We start from the raw sequence: 15,966 nt of genomic DNA on the forward strand, positions 1-15,966 counted from the left end.
TGTCATGCCGAATATAACTGTACTGGATCAAAACACCATTAATAAAATTGCTGCCGGAGAAGTGATTGAGCGGCCGGCGTCGGTTGTAAAGGAGCTGTTAGAAAACGCAATTGATGCCAAAGCCACTGCAGTGACTGTAGAAATCAAGGAAGGCGGCACAACCTTTATCCGTGTAACCGATAATGGCTGCGGGATTCCCAAGGAGGAAGTGCCGCTGGCCTTTCTGCGCCACTCCACCAGTAAAATCAAATCCGTAGAAGACTTATTTACCGTTTCTTCCTTAGGCTTCCGCGGAGAGGCTCTTGCCAGCATCGCGGCAGTATCCCAGGTGGAGCTTATTACAAAAACGAGCATAGGATTGACCGGGACCCGTTATCAAATCGACGGAGGAGAGGAACGGTCATTAGAGGAGATCGGTGCTCCGGAAGGAACTACCTTCATTGCCAGAAATCTCTTCTATAACACACCGGCCAGAAAAAAGTTTTTAAAAACTCCCATGACCGAAGGAGCACATGTATCTGATCTGGTGGAAAAGCTGGCCCTGTCCCATCCCGAAATCTCCATCCGCTTTATTCAGAATAATCAGAACAAGCTGCATACATCCGGGAATCACAATTTAAAGGATATTGTATACACGGTATTTGGAAGGGAAATAGCTTCCAATCTTTTGGAAGTCTCGGTGAAAAAACCGGAGGTCTCCATTGACGGTTATATTGGAAAACCGGTGATTGCCAGAGGAAACCGGAATTATGAAAACTATTTTATCAATGGAAGGTATATCAAAAGCAGTATCATCTGCCGCGCCATTGAAGAGGCATATAAGCCGTTTATGATGCAGCATAAATATCCTTTTACCATGCTTCATTTCACGATCGAACCGGAGATGCTTGACGTTAATGTCCATCCGACAAAGATGGAACTGCGTTTCCGGGACGGAGATATGGTGTATCATATGGTCTATCAGGCAGTTGCAAGCGCCCTTGCCCATAAGGAATTGATTCCGGAAGTGGAACTTGAGAAAAATAAGGAAGATAATCTCCAAAACCTAATAGGAAAAAGGCATGATCCAGCTCCGGAACCATTTGAAAAAAGGCGTCTTATGGCGATGCAGCAACAGGCTGCCGCAGAAGAACAGAAAGAGCTTCCCCCTGTATTTACGGAAGGGTTTCAAAAACGATTAAGTCCACAGCCGTCTTCTGCCACTATGGATGCGGTAAAAGAACCAGATGATCTGTTGGAAAACTGGCTGAAGCCATCGGCACCGGCTCTGCCGCAGACGTCCGTAGCGAGTCAGCCATCGGAGTCCTTAGAGCCTTTACAAAACCCGGAAAGTTCTTCCGCAACAGGAGAAAAGCCAAAGCAGTTGGATCTGTTTGACGGAAAGCTTTTGGAACCCAAAGCCCGGTCTTTGCATAAGCTGATCGGACAGCTGTTTGATACGTACTGGCTGGTGGAATTTAACGAACAGCTCTATATTATTGATCAGCATGCGGCTCATGAAAAGGTTTTATATGAGAAAACAATGGCAACACTTAAAACCAGGGAATATACTTCCCAATTGGTCAATCCCCCCATTATTCTTACGTTGAACCGGAATGAGGAAGTCCTGCTGAACCAGCATTTAAAGTATTTTACGGAAATGGGCTTTGAAATAGAGCCTTTTGGCGGCAGAGAATATGCGGTCCGGGGAGTTCCTGCCAATTTATTTTCCATTGCCAAGAAAGAACTGCTGATTGAAATGATTGATGGTTTATCGGAAGAAGGTTCTGTCAGCAGCCCGGATATTATTTATGAGCGTGTGGCATCCATGTCCTGTAAAGCGGCAGTAAAGGGCGGGAACCACCTGTCCTTTGCGGAAGCCAATGAATTAATAGACCAGCTACTTGGCCTTGAGAACCCTTATGCCTGCCCTCATGGAAGACCTACCATCATTTCCATGAGCAAGTATGAGTTAGAAAAGAAATTTAAGAGGATCGTGTAATGAAACCATTGATTATATTGACCGGACCCACCGCAGTAGGAAAAACCGCATTGTCCCTCCGTCTTGCCAAGGCAATCGGAGGAGAGATCATAAGTGCGGATTCCATGCAGGTCTACCGGGGCATGGACATTGGTTCTGCAAAAATCACAAAGGAAGAGATGATGGGTATTCCACATCATCTGATTGATGTCCTTGACCCCAGAGAAGAATTTAATGTTACCGTTTTTCAGGCAATGGCAAAGGCGGCGGTGGAAGAAATATACTCCCGCGGCCGCATTCCCATTGTGGCTGGCGGAACCGGTTTTTATATCCAGGCGCTTCTTAATGATATTGATTTTACCGAAACAGGAGAAGACTCTTCTATAAGGACGGAACTGGAGAAGATCGCAGAAGAAAAGGGGGCCGCTCATCTCCATGAGATGCTTCTTATGATTGATCCGGAATCCGCAGAACAGATCCATGCCAATAATGTAAAACGGGTCATACGGGCAATTGAATTTTACCGGCAGACAGGAGAACGGATTTCTAAACACAACAAACGGGAACGGCAAAAGGAATCTCCATATGATTTCCTTTACTTTGTGGTAAATACAGACCGTGACACGCTGTATCAGAGAATTGACCAGCGGGTGGACCAAATGGTGGAACAGGGGCTGGTGGAAGAGGTAAAACGGCTGAAGGCTTCCGGATGCACAAGAGATATGGTGTCCATGCAGGGGCTCGGATACAAGGAAATCCTTGATTACCTGCAGGGAGAGTATTCACTGGAAGAAGCTCTTTATTTAATAAAAAGAGATACCCGGCATTTTGCCAAACGCCAGATTACATGGTTTAAGCGGGAAAAAGACGTAAGATGGCTCAATCTGCCGGATTATGGTTATGACTTAGATAAGGTGCTTGAAAAGATGATAATAGACATCAGCGAAAGGTACGGATTGGAGAATAAGGCAACATGGAAATAGATGCAATGTATAACAATCTTGGAATCAGCCAGAACGTACTGGAATTTGGGGAAAAGATTGAAAAAGAGCTAAAAAAGCGGTTTGAAGAAATTGACGGGAATGCAGAATATAACCAGATGAAGGTTATCAAAGCCATGCAGGACAATCGTGTCAGTGACATTCATTTTGCAGCGACGACCGGCTATGGATACAATGATCTTGGCAGGGATACTCTGGAAGCGGTTTATGCCGGGGTGTTTCACACGGAAAGTGCTTTGGTAAGACCCAATCTGATCAGCGGAACACACGCGCTTTCCATTGCGCTTTCCGGAAATCTCCGCCCCGGGGATGAACTGCTCTCGCCGGCAGGAAAACCTTATGATACTCTGGAGGAAGTTATAGGAATCCGGGAAAGTACCGGTTCCTTGAAAGAATATGGAATTTGCTACCGTCAGGTAGATTTACTGCCAAATGGGACCTTTGATTATGAATCCATTGGAAAAGCAGTAAATGAAAAGACACGTCTGGTTACCATCCAGAGATCAAAAGGCTATGACACCCGCCCTACATTTTCTGTTGCCCAGATCGGAGAGCTTATTGCATTTGTAAAAAACATAAAACCTGATGTGATCTGCATGGTGGATAACTGTTATGGAGAATTTGTTGAGAGAATAGAGCCTTCCGATGTAGGAGCGGATATGATCGTTGGTTCTCTGATTAAGAATCCCGGCGGTGGACTGGCTCCTATTGGAGGCTACATTGCCGGAAAAACAGAGTGCATTGACAGAGCGTCCTACCGCCTGACAGCGCCAGGGCTTGGAAAAGAGGTGGGAGCCAGTCTTGGACTCAACCAGTCTTTCTATCAGGGTCTGTTTTTGTCCCCTACTGTGGTGGCCGGAGCTTTAAAAGGAGCAATCTTTGCAGCCAATGTTTATGAAAGACTGGGATACGCTGTCGTGCCGAACGGAAGTGAATCACGTCACGATATCATTCAGGCAGTTACCTTTGGAAAACCGGAGGGTGTGGTTGCATTTTGCCAGGGAATCCAGGCAGCGGCTCCCGTAGACAGCTTTGTAACTCCGGAACCCTGGGATATGCCGGGATATGATGCACCTGTCATTATGGCAGCCGGAGCTTTTGTCCAGGGGTCTTCCATTGAATTAAGTGCAGATGGTCCCATCAAACCACCCTATACGGTTTATTTCCAGGGAGGACTGACATGGTATCATGCAAAGCTGGGGATTTTAATGTCCCTGCAAAAGCTTTTGGATGCCGGATTGGTCCAATTATAAAAAAACGGTATACACAGCTGGAAATCTATGTTAAAATATTTTGACAGGTATGGACATTCCTGCCATAAAACCAAAAGGGGTAGCAGAGCAGATGAAGTACAAAAACTGCTGGGTACTGCTTCTTCTTATGCTTGCGGGTGTTGTTTTAGGAGGTTTTGTTGGAAATCTAACCCAGGGAATATCCGGGTTGTCGTGGCTGAATTCAGGACAATCCTTTGGATTTGATACTCCGCTTGTGGTAAATTTCGGAATATTAGTCATCACCTTTGGGATCAATATCAAGATCACCATGGCCGGCATCATAGGAGTAGTGGCAGCCCTCATTACGTATCGGTTCATTTGATTCTTACATATGTCTTTTTTAACGTGCCTGGAGAGTAACGGTCAGGAGGCATATGAAACGCATAACTATGAAAGACATCCCAACGGATGAGAGACCCTATGAAAAGTGTTTGAAAGAAGGGGCTCAGGGCTTAAGCGATGCGGAGCTTTTATCCATCATTATCCGCACAGGTACCAGGGAAGAGAATTCTTTGATACTGGCACAAAAGATACTGGCCTTAAACTATCCAAAGAAGGGTATTTTAGGGCTTTTACACCTTTCCATGCAGGAACTTATGCAGATCAAGGGAATCGGAAGGGTCAAAGGAGCACAGCTTCTGTGCATCGGTGAGCTTTCCAGGCGGATATGGAAAAAAACTGCCAGGCTGGATACGGCAGCTTTCCATAATCCCCTCGACATTGTCAACTACTTTGTAGAAGATATGAGGCACAGAGAACAGGAGCTGGTTTATATAATGCTCTTAAATACAAAAGGAGTCCTGATCAAGGACGTAATGATCTCTCAGGGAACGGTGAATGCTTCCGTAGTTTCTCCCAGGGAGATTTTCATTGAAGCTGTTAAGTATCATGCCGTAAGTGTGGTACTGGTCCACAACCATCCAAGCGGGGACCCGTCTCCCAGCAGAGAGGACATCAACCTTACAAAACGGGTAAAGGAAGCTGGAGAGTTACTGGGAATCCGGCTGTTGGACCATATCATTATAGGAGATAATTCCTATATCAGTTTGAAAGAACGGGGAATCTTATAGATGGAATCAAAACGCAGTAAATATGTTCTTATATCTTTAACCGTATTTTGTGTACTGCTGATCGGTTTGACCTCCATTCATGACGAATGGCTGGCACCGCTTCGGACCGGTGTGGGGTATCTTCTCATTCCGGTACAGTCCGGTGTGAATTCTGTTGGATCGTCAATCTATGATGAACTCACAGATCTTGCAAAGTTACGTAATGCACAAAAAGAAAACGAAGAGATGAAGGACCTTATCACACAATTAACCGAGGAAAATACCAGGCTTCAGGCAAATGAGCTTGAGTTAAACCGTCTTCGTAAGCTTTATGCCCTGGACCAGCAATACGGACAGTACGAAAAAGTAGGAGCAAGGGTAATCGCCAATGACTCCGGCAACTGGTTCCAGGTATTCCGTATTGACAAAGGGTCAAAAGACGGCATTGCTGTGGACATGAATGTGGTTGCCGGAGGCGGACTGGTTGGTATTGTTACAGATGTAGGCGCCAATTATGCTACAGTCCGTTCCATTATCGACGATTCCAGCCGGGTAAGCAGCATGGCCATGCAGTCTGGAGACAGCTGTATCGTTGCCGGTGATTTGACTCTGTTTAAAGAAGGAAGACTTCGGATTACCAATGTTTTAAAGGAAAGTGACTTGAAAGACGGAGATAAGATTGTAACGTCCAATATCAGTTCTGTGTTCCTTCCGGGCCTTTTGGTTGGATATGCAGCCGATATAACCAATGACACCAACAATGTTACCAAATCCGGATATTTGATTCCTGCGGCGGAGTTTGACAGCCTTCAGGAAGTTTTGGTCATTACAAAGCTGAAGGCGGATATGATGAAAGAAGAAAGTTCATCTGCACCGCAGCCGGAGCCTGCTTCTGCGGAGAGCGCTGCCCAATAGCGAAAAGGAGTAACATGAGACGTATTTTTTTCAATGTACTGCTGATTATTCTGGCATTTACCATCCAAAACTGCATATTCCCGCTGCTGCCATTTTTATCAGCTTCCCCCAATCTGCTTCTGATTCTTACATTTTCTTTTGGCTTTATGCACGGAAAAGAAGCCGGAATGTATTATGGACTGCTGTCGGGGCTTTTGATGGATCTGTTTTACACAGGGCCATTTGGTTTCTATACACTGATTTTCGTGTATGTTGGATATATGAATGGCATCTGTACCAAATACTACTATGAAGAATATATTACCCTTCCATTAATTCTCAGCGTATTAAACGAACTGGCTTACAACTTCTACATCTATGTTTTCCGGTTCCTGATTCGTCAAAAAGTCCGGATCGGGTATTATTTTATCAACATAGTGCTTCCGGAAATCATCTTTACGGTTGTGACTACCCTGCTTCTTTACCGGGTATTGATGATTATAAACCGCCATTTGGAAGAGACAGGAAAAAAAGGGGATTCAAACATTGTTTAAGGATTTATTGGATTTTATAACAGAGCTTTTAAAAAAGGCGGTAACGTCAAGACTGTTTGTTCTGGGGATTATCTGCTTTGCCATGTATGCAGGATTAATAAACAAGCTGTTCAACATGCAGATCATCAATGGGGAAAAGGCCCTCAATGAGTACTTGCAGCTGACGGAACAGACCATAACCACTGCAGGGACAAGAGGCAATATTTATGACCGGAACGGAAAAGTGCTTGCTTATAATAAACTTGCTTATTCCGTAACGGTGCAGGATACGGGAGCATATAAGAATTCCGCAGCCAGAAATAATATGTACTTAAAGCTGGTCCGGATTCTTCAAAGACATGGAGAAACCGTACAGGGGAAATTTGAAGTAGCCATCGACCCCAATGGCGATATGGTGTATACCTCATCCTCCGAGTCAGCCAGAAAGCGCTTTTTGCGGGATTATTATGGCATTAAAAGGGTGGAGGACTTAGATGATGAAAAAGGAGAGTACCCTTCCAATTTGAGTGCAAGAGAACTGTTTGACCGTGCCTGTAAGGATAATGGCTTTGCAGAGTTGAAAGATGAGAAAGGAAATCCGGTAACCCTAACGGACCAGGAGGCCCTTGATATCATTAATATCAAATATGCACTTCGCCTTATGTCATACCGGAAGTATGAATCCACAATGGTGGCTTCCCAGGTATCCGATGAAACGGTAGCTGATATTCTGGAGCATCTCAGTGATATGCAGGGGGTAAACGTGGAAGAAACCACCATTCGTGCCTACAATGACAGCATTCCTTTTGCTCCTGTGATCGGTTATACCGGAAAGGTCCCGGAGGATCAGCTGGAAGGGCTTCAGCAGAAAAAAGGCGATTATGATATTAACGACATTGTTGGGCGGACAGGCATTGAATACACTATGGAACATGATCTGCAGGGAACCAAAGGAAAAAAGACGATCTACAAGGACAGCGTAGGCCGTATCCGGGAAACAAAAGATGAAACCGATGCTTTTGCAGGAAATGATGTATATCTGACCCTGGATGCCCAACTGCAACGGGGAATCTATCATCTGATCGAGCAGTCTCTTGCGGGTGTTCTGATTAAGACCATTGTAAATGGAGACTTTCAGGCAGGCAGCACCACTGATGGCTCCAATATGAAGATTCCGGTGAAAGATGCTTATTACCAGCTTGTGAACAACAATGTGCTTTCTTTAAAAGAACTGGAGGAAGCCGATGCTTCTGATACGGAGAAGAATATTTACCAGAAATATATTTCTTCCCGAAAGCAGATTTTCACCAGTTTGAAAAATGAGTTGATGAGCGGTCATTCCACCTCCATGAAAGATCTTCCGGAAGATATGAAGGCATATATGTTTTATATTTACAGCTATTTGTCCGGCCCTACGGTGGGAATCATAAAAGAGGATTCGATTGATACTTCCAGTGAAGAGTATCAGGCATGGAAGTCCGATGAAATTAGTTTAAGGGATTATTTATATTTTGGAATTGCAAATGGCTGGGTCGACACAACCAAATTAGAAACCGGCTCCAAATATTCCAGTGCGGATGATACCTTTGAAAAGCTTGTGGATTATGTACTGGATCATCTGGAGGATGACCGTAATTTTACCAAAAAAATATACCGTTATCTGATCAATGATGATATTATAACGGGTCAGGAATTATGTCTGGCCTTATATGACCAGGGCGTGTTAATGGATGACGGACAAGATGCAGCGGAGCTTCGGGCAACCGGAGATGCTTATACATTTCTGTTGAAGAAACTGTCCAAACTGGAAATCACACCGGCCCAGCTGGCGTTAGCTCCCTGCAATGCAGGTGTTGTTGTGACCAATGATAAAACCGGAGAGGTACTGGCGCTTGTATCCTATCCGGGTTACGATAACAACCGGATCGGTGACGGTACCTATTTCAGCCAGCTTCAGTCAGATTTATCACTGCCGCTTTATAACAATGCCACACAGACCAGAAAAGCACCGGGGTCTACCTTTAAGCCTATTACGGCGGTGGCGGCTCTGGAAGAACATGCAATTACCATTGATGAGACCATTAACTGTACCGGTATTTATACTGACGTAGAACCGCCGATCAAATGTTGGATCTATCCTGGTCATCACGGACCATTAAATATGGTAGGAGGTATTATGAATTCCTGTAACATATTCTTTGCGGATTTAGGCCATCGCCTGTCCATGGATGCCAACGGTGTTTATAAGCCGGAGGCAGGTCTTGATATGTTACGAAAATACGCAACCATGTTTGGGCTTGACCATAAGTCCGGCGTGGAGATTGCAGAGCTTGATCCTCAGATTTCCAAAGAAGCTCCGGAGCGTTCCGCCATGGGTCAGGGAAGCCATGCATACACCAATGTTCAGCTTTCCAGATATGTGGCAGCCATTGCAAACCGAGGAACTGTTTTTGAACTCAGTCTGCTGGATAAAACAACGGATTCTGAAGGTAATCTGATCAAAGATTATACCCCTGAGATTTCTTCTCATATTGACGCAGCGGCTACAACGTGGGATACTGTACAACAGGGAATGAGAGAAGTGATTGCAAATGGTACATCAAAGAGGTTATTTGCTGACCTTGAAGTGGAGATTGCAGGTAAGACAGGTACAGCCCAGGAAGCCCGCAACAAACCGAACCATGCTTTCTTCATTTCTTATGCGCCATATGACAATCCCGAAATCTGCGTTACCGTGAATATTCCTTATGGCTATTCATCATCCAACGCGGCCAATATAGCGAAGAATGTCTATAAGTATTATTATGGCTATACAGACTTGGAATCCATTGTCAATGCGGGTGCCCTGGATGCAGCGAAAGTCAACATTCGCGATTAACTAGGATAAGAGGTGATATGATGCATAATACCGTAGTGATTAAAAGCAACAGAGCAGGTATGATTGTCATCCTGGACCCGGACATCCCTTTCCCTCAGCTTCTTTCTGATGTGGGGAAAAAATTCGGGGACAATGCAAAATTCTGGGGATCTGTACAAATGACCCTGACCTTAGAGGGCAGGCAGCTGACTTCAGAAGAAGAGTTCGCAATCATCAACCAGATCACAGAGAATTCCAATGTGGAAATCATCTGTCTGGTCGATACGGATGCGAACCGATTGGAACGATGTGAAAAAGCACTAAACGAGAAACTGATGGAATTGTCCTGTCAGACGGGACAATTTTTTAAGGGCAATCTGCAAAACGGAGAGACTTTGGAATCAGAAGCCAGTATCGTTATTATCGGAGATGTGTGCAAAGGAGCAAAGGTAATTGCCAAGGGGAATGTGGTTGTCCTAGGCAAGATCAGCGGAACGGTATGCGCAGGTGTAGCCGGCAACAAGGAAGCATTGATCACCGCTCTTGAGATGGCTCCGGTACAGCTTAGAATAGCGGACTGCACCTCCGGTCTTGACGGACGGGGCAGGCGTTTGGGAAGAGGTCCAATGAAGGCTTACCTGGAAAATAACAAAGTCATTATAAAACCAATGAAAAAAAGTATGGAAATATTCCGAAAATTAAGGTAAAATAGAACAAGGTATATAAAACAGGAGGATATGATATGTGTGAAATCATCGTAATCACTTCTGGAAAAGGCGGGGTAGGCAAGACGACAACTTCTGCCAACGTCGGTACCGGACTTGCGATTCTTGGTAAAAAAGTAGTTCTGATTGATACAGATATCGGACTGCGTAACCTGGATGTTGTAATGGGTCTGGAAAACCGGATCGTCTACAATTTAGTAGATGTGGTAGAGGGAAACTGCCGTATGAAGCAGGCCCTGATTAAAGACAAAAGATACCCGAATTTATTTTTACTGCCCTCTGCACAGACGAGGGACAAGACTGCAGTCACTCCCGGCCAGATGGTAAAGCTGGTTGACGATTTAAGAGAGGATTTTGATTTTATTATCCTTGATTGTCCTGCCGGGATTGAACAGGGCTTTCAAAACGCCATTGCAGGCGCAGACAGAGCAATTGTAGTCACAACACCGGAGGTTTCTGCAATCCGGGATGCGGACCGGATCATCGGACTTTTAGAAGCCGCTGATATGGGAAGCATTGAACTGATTGTCAACCGGATACGGGCAGACATGGTGAAACGGGGAGACATGATGTCTTTGGATGATGTCATGGACATCCTTGCTGTTGATATCATTGGAGCCATTCCGGATGACGAGGACATCGTCATTTCCACAAACCAGGGAGAACCGCTTGTAGGTATGGGGACTCCGGCAGGACAGGCTTATATGGATGTCTGCAGGAGGATTATCGGGGAAACCATTCCGATTCAGAATCCTGTTTTGCGTGAAGGCCTGTTTTTCAAACTCTCAAATCTCTTAAAGAGAGCATAGGAGGGTTTGACATGAGCCTGTTTCCTGTGTTCCGTAAGAAGAATTCAGGAGAAATTGCAAGAAATCGTCTAAAACTTTTGCTGGTTGCGGACAAGGCTGACTGTTCTCCTGAAATCATGCAGATGATAAAAGACGATATGGTCCGTGTAGTTTCAAGATACATGGATATTGATTCCGACAGAATAGAGATACAGATGAAAAAGTTAAAGCAGCCGGATTGTGAACGATTTACGCCGGTGCTTTATGCTAACATCCCTATTCGCGATGTACCTGAAAAGGGGATATATTAATATGTTTTCAGAAATTAATTTTAGACATTACAATTACCGTTTGATTTTGTACATGCTGTCGTTGTCTGTGATTGGAATCCTGGTAGTAGCCAGTGCCTCCAACCAGGATTCCTCTACCGTTACAAAACAGATTATCGGTGTAGTGGTGGGATTTGCTTTGGCAATTGGAATTTCCATCATTGATTATCATAATATCACAAAGCTGTATGTTTTGGTTTATGCAGGCTGTATTGTTTTATTAGGTGCAGTTCTTGTTATGGGACATACGGCAGGAGGAGCCACAAGGTGGATCAATCTGCCTGGCATTGGACGAATCCAGCCCTCTGAATTTGTGAAAATCGGGCTTATCATATTCTTCTCCTGGTACTGGAATAAGTACCAGGAGAAGATGAATATGCCGGTCATGATAGGAATGGCTGCCGGACTAGCCGCCATTCCTATCGGCCTTATTTTTGCAGAACCAAACCTGTCCACCAGCCTGGTGACCACCATCATCATCCTTTGTATGGTATATTCCGCAGGAATCAGTTACCGCTGGATCGGCGGCGTACTTGCGGTGGCAGTACCGGCAGGTGCACTTTTTATTTTCCTGCTGACAAAAGGACTAATTCCTTTTATTCATGACTATCAGGCACGGCGTATCCTTGCATGGATCTATCCTCATGCGGAGCAATATGCAGAGAATCTGTACCAGCAAAAAAATTCAATTATGGCAATCAGTTCCGGCCAGCTTCAGGGGAAGGGACTTTTTAATACGACCATCGCATCAGTCAAAGATGGGAACTTCTTATCAGCCGGGGAAACCGACTTCATATTCGCCATTATCGGCGAAGAAATGGGGTTTCGAGGCAGCGTTATCGTCATTCTTCTTATTGGTCTCGTTGTTTTTGAATGCCTCTATATGGCCTCCCGCGCCAGGGATATGTCAGGCAAACTGATTTGTACCGGCATGGCTGCTCTAATTGGTTTCCAGGCGTTTGCCAATATTGCTGTGGCTACACAGATTTTCCCAAATACAGGCCTTCCACTCCCGTTTATCAGCTCGGGAGTCAGTTCTCTTATCAGTATATTTATGGGCATGGGACTGGTGCTGAATGTTGGATTGCAACGCAAAATCGGTAATTAAAAGGAGGTATATCGTTATGAATATAGGATTAGTTGCACATAATTCAAAGAAAAAACTTATGCAGAATTTCTGCATTGCCTACCGTGGCATTTTAAGCAAACACATGTTATACGCGACCGGTACCACCGGACGTTTGATTGAAGAGGTTACAAATTTAAATGTTCATAAATATCTGGCCGGACATTTGGGAGGAGAACAGCAGTTAGGGTCCCAGATTGAACATAATGAGATTGATCTGGTGGTTTTTTTAAGAGATCCCCTCACTCAGAAGTCTCATGAACCGGATATTGTAAATATTATGACGACCTGCGATATGCATAACATTCCTCTGGCTACCAATCTGGCTACTGCAGAGCTTTTAATTAAATCTCTGGAGCGGGGCGATCTGGAATGGCGTGAGATGTATAAATAGCGGGGGAATCGTCTGTGAAGAAAAAAGCTTTTGTAACATCCTGCGGCTTATTTTTGACCGCTGCACTGTTATCAGGCTGTTCCGGTCTGAGTAAGCTTGAAAATCCTTATGTATTTTCTGAAAGATCCGCTTTGTATGCAGCTGGCAGTACAGCAGATAAATCAGCAACTTTTGCACAGGATCTGTGTATTGTTACCGAGGATACTCCAGGTCAAGATGATAAAGTGACTGCTGAAGCGGCTGCTGTTTTTGATCTTACGGATAAGACGGTGCTTTTTGCGAAGAATCCATTTGAACGTCTCTATCCCGCAAGCATTACCAAAACCATGACAGCACTTGTTGCATTGAAATACGGCAATTTATCCGATGAGATCACCGTTACCAAAGATGCCGTCATTACGGAATCCGGAGCCAGCCTGTGCGGAATTAAGCCAGGGGACAAACTGACCCTGGAGCAGCTTTTATATGGACTGATGCTTCCTTCCGGAAATGATGCGGGAGCAGCAATCGCAGTTCATATTGCCGGGGGAGTGGAACCCTTTGCCAGGATGATGAATGATGAGGCTTTAAGAATCGGAGCCACTGGTACCCATTTCATGAATCCTCATGGACTGAACAATGAAAATCACTATACCACAGCTTATGATCTGTATTTGATTTTTAACGAAGCGATGAAATATCCTGAATTTCGTAAAATCGTCGGTACAGAAAAATACAGCACGACCTACCACAATGAAGCAGGAAAACCGATAAGCGTGACCTGGAAAGATACGAACTGGTATCTAACGGGTGAACGGAAGATGCCAGAAGGCCTTACAGCTCTTGGCGGAAAGACCGGCACCACTCAGGCGGCGGGAAGCTGTCTGATTATGGGAAGTTCTGATTCCTCTAAGCGTGAATATATTACTGTAGTCTTAAAAGCACCCAACCACGTTGGCCTTTACGATAACATGACAAATATATTGAGTAAAATTGTAGAATAATCATTGCCTTTATTATGGATTTGTACTATAATTACATTAATCCGAATAGACTTTTTATACAAATTATATAACGCAAGGAGGAGATTGCTATGGTTCAGATAATAGCGGGAAAAAAGGGTAAGGGAAAGACAAAGCATCTGTTAGACAGAGCGAATTTCGCTGTAAAAGACTCAAACGGCTCCATCGTATACTTGGATAAAAGTTCGAAGCACATGTATGAATTAAGCAACAAAATCCGCCTCATTAATGTGAATGAATACCCCATAACGTCAAGCGAAGGTTTGATAGGTTTTATCTGCGGTATTATATCTCAAGATCATGATTTGGAAATGATGTTTTTTGACAGTTTTTTAAAACTGGCCTCTCTGGAAGGGGAGGACATATCTGAGACCATTGCAACTTTGGAAAAAATCGGTGAAAAGTATCACGTAACTTTCGTTCTCAGCATTTCGTTGGATGTAGATCATCTGCCAGAGAATGCCAAGGCCGATGTGATTGTTTCATTATAATCATAGATATTAAACTGGGGGCTGCATGTCGGTCCCCTTTATTTTTCTTGAATTTTTATGAATTTCCTTTTATAATGTGTAAAGGGAAGGGAGGCGTCAGGTTGGCAAGACATAAGGCACAGCGGCCGCAAAAAAAAGCGGTTCACCCCAAAAAAAGCAAAAAAATCATCCGTTACCGACGGCCTCTGAATATCAATGTTGGCATGATCATTTTTGCGCTGATTTTTGTTTATATGGTGTTCAGTGTAACCGCGTACTTCAGAAGAGATAAAATACAGTTTTACGAAGTACAGGAAGGAAGTATCGTTAATAATAAAAATCACACAGGCATTATCCTTCGGCAGGAAGTGGTAAAGAATACAGACCGTTCCGGATACGTGAATTACTACGTCAGGGAAGGCAAACGGGCTTCCAATGGGACCCGGGTATATTCCATTGATGAAACCGGAAGTATTGCCTCTTTTCTTGCGGAGAATTCCCAGGAGAAGGTGACTCTAAAACAGGAAAATCTTTCAGAACTGAAAAAGCAGCTGACCGGATTCAGTCTGGCATACAACAGCGACCAGTTCCGTTCTGTCTATGATACCAAATTATCGTTAGATGCGGAAGTTATGGAATACATGAATTTTAATGCTCTTGATAACCTTGGAGACAAGATGGAGAAGGCAGGTCTTAATTTCCAGCAGATAAAATCCGACCAGGCGGGGATCGTATCCTATGGTGTGGATTCTTATGAAACTCTGGACCCAGCCTCCATTTCTGCTGACGTTTTTGACCGCAGTAAGTATACAAAATCCATAACCAAATCCGGAAGTCTGATCGAAAAGGGAGCGCCGGTGTATAAACTCATTACTTCTGATTTGTGGTCGGTCGTTTTTCCTTTGACGGAAGAGGATGCAAAGGTATATGGGGACAAGACAAGCCTGACGGTACAATTTGCCGGGCAGAATCTAAAGGCATCGGGAAACTTTTCTGTGTTTACAGGGAAAGATGGAAAGACGTATGGAAAATTGGATTTTGACAAATATATGGTCCAATTTGCTTCTGAACGTTATGTGGATTTTGAAATCACATCGGACCGGGTAGATGGCCTTAAAATTCCGGTAACTTCTGTAACAAAAAAAGATTTTTATCTGGTTCCGGTCGATTACCTGACACAAGGGGGAGACAGTACGGAAACAGGCTTTAATAAAGAGGTCTATTCTGATTCCGGGACTTCCGTTGTTTTTGTACCTACAGAAATATATTATTCCGAAGGAAATAACTATTATATTGAAACCGGAGGAAAAGGCGGGTTTCAAGCAGGGGATTATATCGTCAAACCCAATTCCACGGACCGATATCAATTAGGCCCAACTGCTTCCTTACAGGGAGTATATAACATCAATAAAGGATATGCAGTATTCAAACAGATTGAAATTTTGGCATCCAATGATGAGTATTATACAATCAAAAAGAATATGACCTACGGACTGGCAGTGTATGACCATATCGTTCTCAATGCAGAGACTGTCAATGAAGGGGAATTAATTTATCAATAAGAG

General features: G+C 44.2%; 16 protein-coding genes. All 16 read left to right on the top strand.

The window, feature by feature from the left end; genetic code table 11:
• Nucleotides 1-4: 4 nt before the first annotated feature.
• The 16 genes from mutL (at nucleotide 5) to VIG27_RS08605 (ending at nucleotide 15,963) form a co-directional block, all read left to right on the top strand.
• A complete protein-coding gene (gene mutL / locus VIG27_RS08530) occupies nucleotides 5-1,981 on the top strand; it encodes a DNA mismatch repair endonuclease MutL (RefSeq protein WP_394527282.1) in 1,977 nt (658 codons plus the stop codon).
• Nucleotides 1,981-2,943, top strand: coding sequence for a tRNA (adenosine(37)-N6)-dimethylallyltransferase MiaA (miaA, locus tag VIG27_RS08535; protein WP_394527285.1), 963 nt, complete (start codon nucleotides 1,981-1,983; stop codon nucleotides 2,941-2,943). Before mutL ends, miaA begins: the two co-directional genes overlap by 1 nt.
• Nucleotides 2,934-4,214 carry an aminotransferase class I/II-fold pyridoxal phosphate-dependent enzyme gene (locus tag VIG27_RS08540; RefSeq protein ID WP_394527287.1) on the top strand — a complete coding sequence of 427 codons (1,281 nt, stop codon included), beginning with the start codon at nucleotides 2,934-2,936 and terminating at the stop codon, nucleotides 4,212-4,214. The genes miaA and VIG27_RS08540 overlap by 10 nt, the downstream gene beginning before the upstream one ends.
• Before the next feature lie 91 nt (nucleotides 4,215-4,305).
• Complete coding sequence (locus VIG27_RS08545; protein WP_394527289.1) at nucleotides 4,306-4,557, top strand: DUF4321 domain-containing protein; 252 nt, start codon at nucleotides 4,306-4,308, stop codon at nucleotides 4,555-4,557.
• 52 nt (nucleotides 4,558-4,609) lie between these two features.
• Nucleotides 4,610-5,305: a RadC family protein gene (radC, locus tag VIG27_RS08550; protein ID WP_394527292.1), complete on the top strand. Its 696-nt coding sequence runs from the start codon at nucleotides 4,610-4,612 to the stop codon at nucleotides 5,303-5,305.
• Nucleotides 5,306-6,199 (top strand): rod shape-determining protein MreC, encoded by an 894-nt coding sequence (gene mreC / locus VIG27_RS08555; RefSeq protein WP_394527294.1) that lies wholly within the window; start codon nucleotides 5,306-5,308, stop codon nucleotides 6,197-6,199.
• 14 nt (nucleotides 6,200-6,213) lie between these two features.
• Nucleotides 6,214-6,732, top strand: coding sequence for a rod shape-determining protein MreD (gene mreD, locus VIG27_RS08560; protein WP_394527296.1), 519 nt, complete (start codon nucleotides 6,214-6,216; stop codon nucleotides 6,730-6,732).
• Nucleotides 6,725-9,589 carry a penicillin-binding transpeptidase domain-containing protein gene (locus VIG27_RS08565; RefSeq protein ID WP_394527299.1) on the top strand — a complete coding sequence of 955 codons (2,865 nt, stop codon included), beginning with the start codon at nucleotides 6,725-6,727 and terminating at the stop codon, nucleotides 9,587-9,589. The genes mreD and VIG27_RS08565 overlap by 8 nt, the downstream gene beginning before the upstream one ends.
• 20 nt (nucleotides 9,590-9,609) lie before the next feature.
• A complete protein-coding gene (minC, locus tag VIG27_RS08570) occupies nucleotides 9,610-10,275 on the top strand; it encodes a septum site-determining protein MinC (RefSeq protein WP_394527461.1) in 666 nt (221 codons plus the stop codon).
• A 35-nt stretch (nucleotides 10,276-10,310) separates the two neighbouring features.
• Nucleotides 10,311-11,102, top strand: coding sequence for a septum site-determining protein MinD (minD, locus tag VIG27_RS08575; protein ID WP_394527301.1), 792 nt, complete (start codon nucleotides 10,311-10,313; stop codon nucleotides 11,100-11,102).
• A gap of 11 nt (nucleotides 11,103-11,113) precedes the next feature.
• Nucleotides 11,114-11,392, top strand: coding sequence for a cell division topological specificity factor MinE (gene minE / locus VIG27_RS08580; RefSeq protein WP_394527304.1), 279 nt, complete (start codon nucleotides 11,114-11,116; stop codon nucleotides 11,390-11,392).
• A gap of 1 nt (nucleotide 11,393) precedes the next feature.
• Complete coding sequence (locus tag VIG27_RS08585; RefSeq protein WP_394527308.1) at nucleotides 11,394-12,518, top strand: FtsW/RodA/SpoVE family cell cycle protein; 1,125 nt, start codon at nucleotides 11,394-11,396, stop codon at nucleotides 12,516-12,518.
• A 16-nt stretch (nucleotides 12,519-12,534) separates the two neighbouring features.
• On the top strand, nucleotides 12,535-12,930 hold the full coding sequence (mgsA, locus tag VIG27_RS08590; protein WP_394527311.1) for a methylglyoxal synthase: 396 nt from the start codon (nucleotides 12,535-12,537) through the stop codon (nucleotides 12,928-12,930).
• 14 nt (nucleotides 12,931-12,944) lie between these two features.
• Nucleotides 12,945-13,913 (top strand): D-alanyl-D-alanine carboxypeptidase family protein, encoded by a 969-nt coding sequence (locus VIG27_RS08595; protein WP_394527313.1) that lies wholly within the window; start codon nucleotides 12,945-12,947, stop codon nucleotides 13,911-13,913.
• Nucleotides 13,914-14,002: 89 nt separating this feature from the next.
• Nucleotides 14,003-14,422, top strand: coding sequence for a twitching motility protein PilT (locus VIG27_RS08600; protein WP_394527316.1), 420 nt, complete (start codon nucleotides 14,003-14,005; stop codon nucleotides 14,420-14,422).
• A gap of 101 nt (nucleotides 14,423-14,523) precedes the next feature.
• The gene (locus tag VIG27_RS08605) at nucleotides 14,524-15,963 is read left to right on the top strand and encodes an HlyD family efflux transporter periplasmic adaptor subunit (protein ID WP_394527318.1); all 1,440 of its coding nucleotides are present in this window, start codon (nucleotides 14,524-14,526) and stop codon (nucleotides 15,961-15,963) included.
• Nucleotides 15,964-15,966 lie beyond the last annotated feature (3 nt).

This window comes from Lacrimispora sinapis, from assembly GCF_043633585.1.
GTDB lineage: Bacteria > Bacillota > Clostridia > Lachnospirales > Lachnospiraceae > Lacrimispora > Lacrimispora sinapis.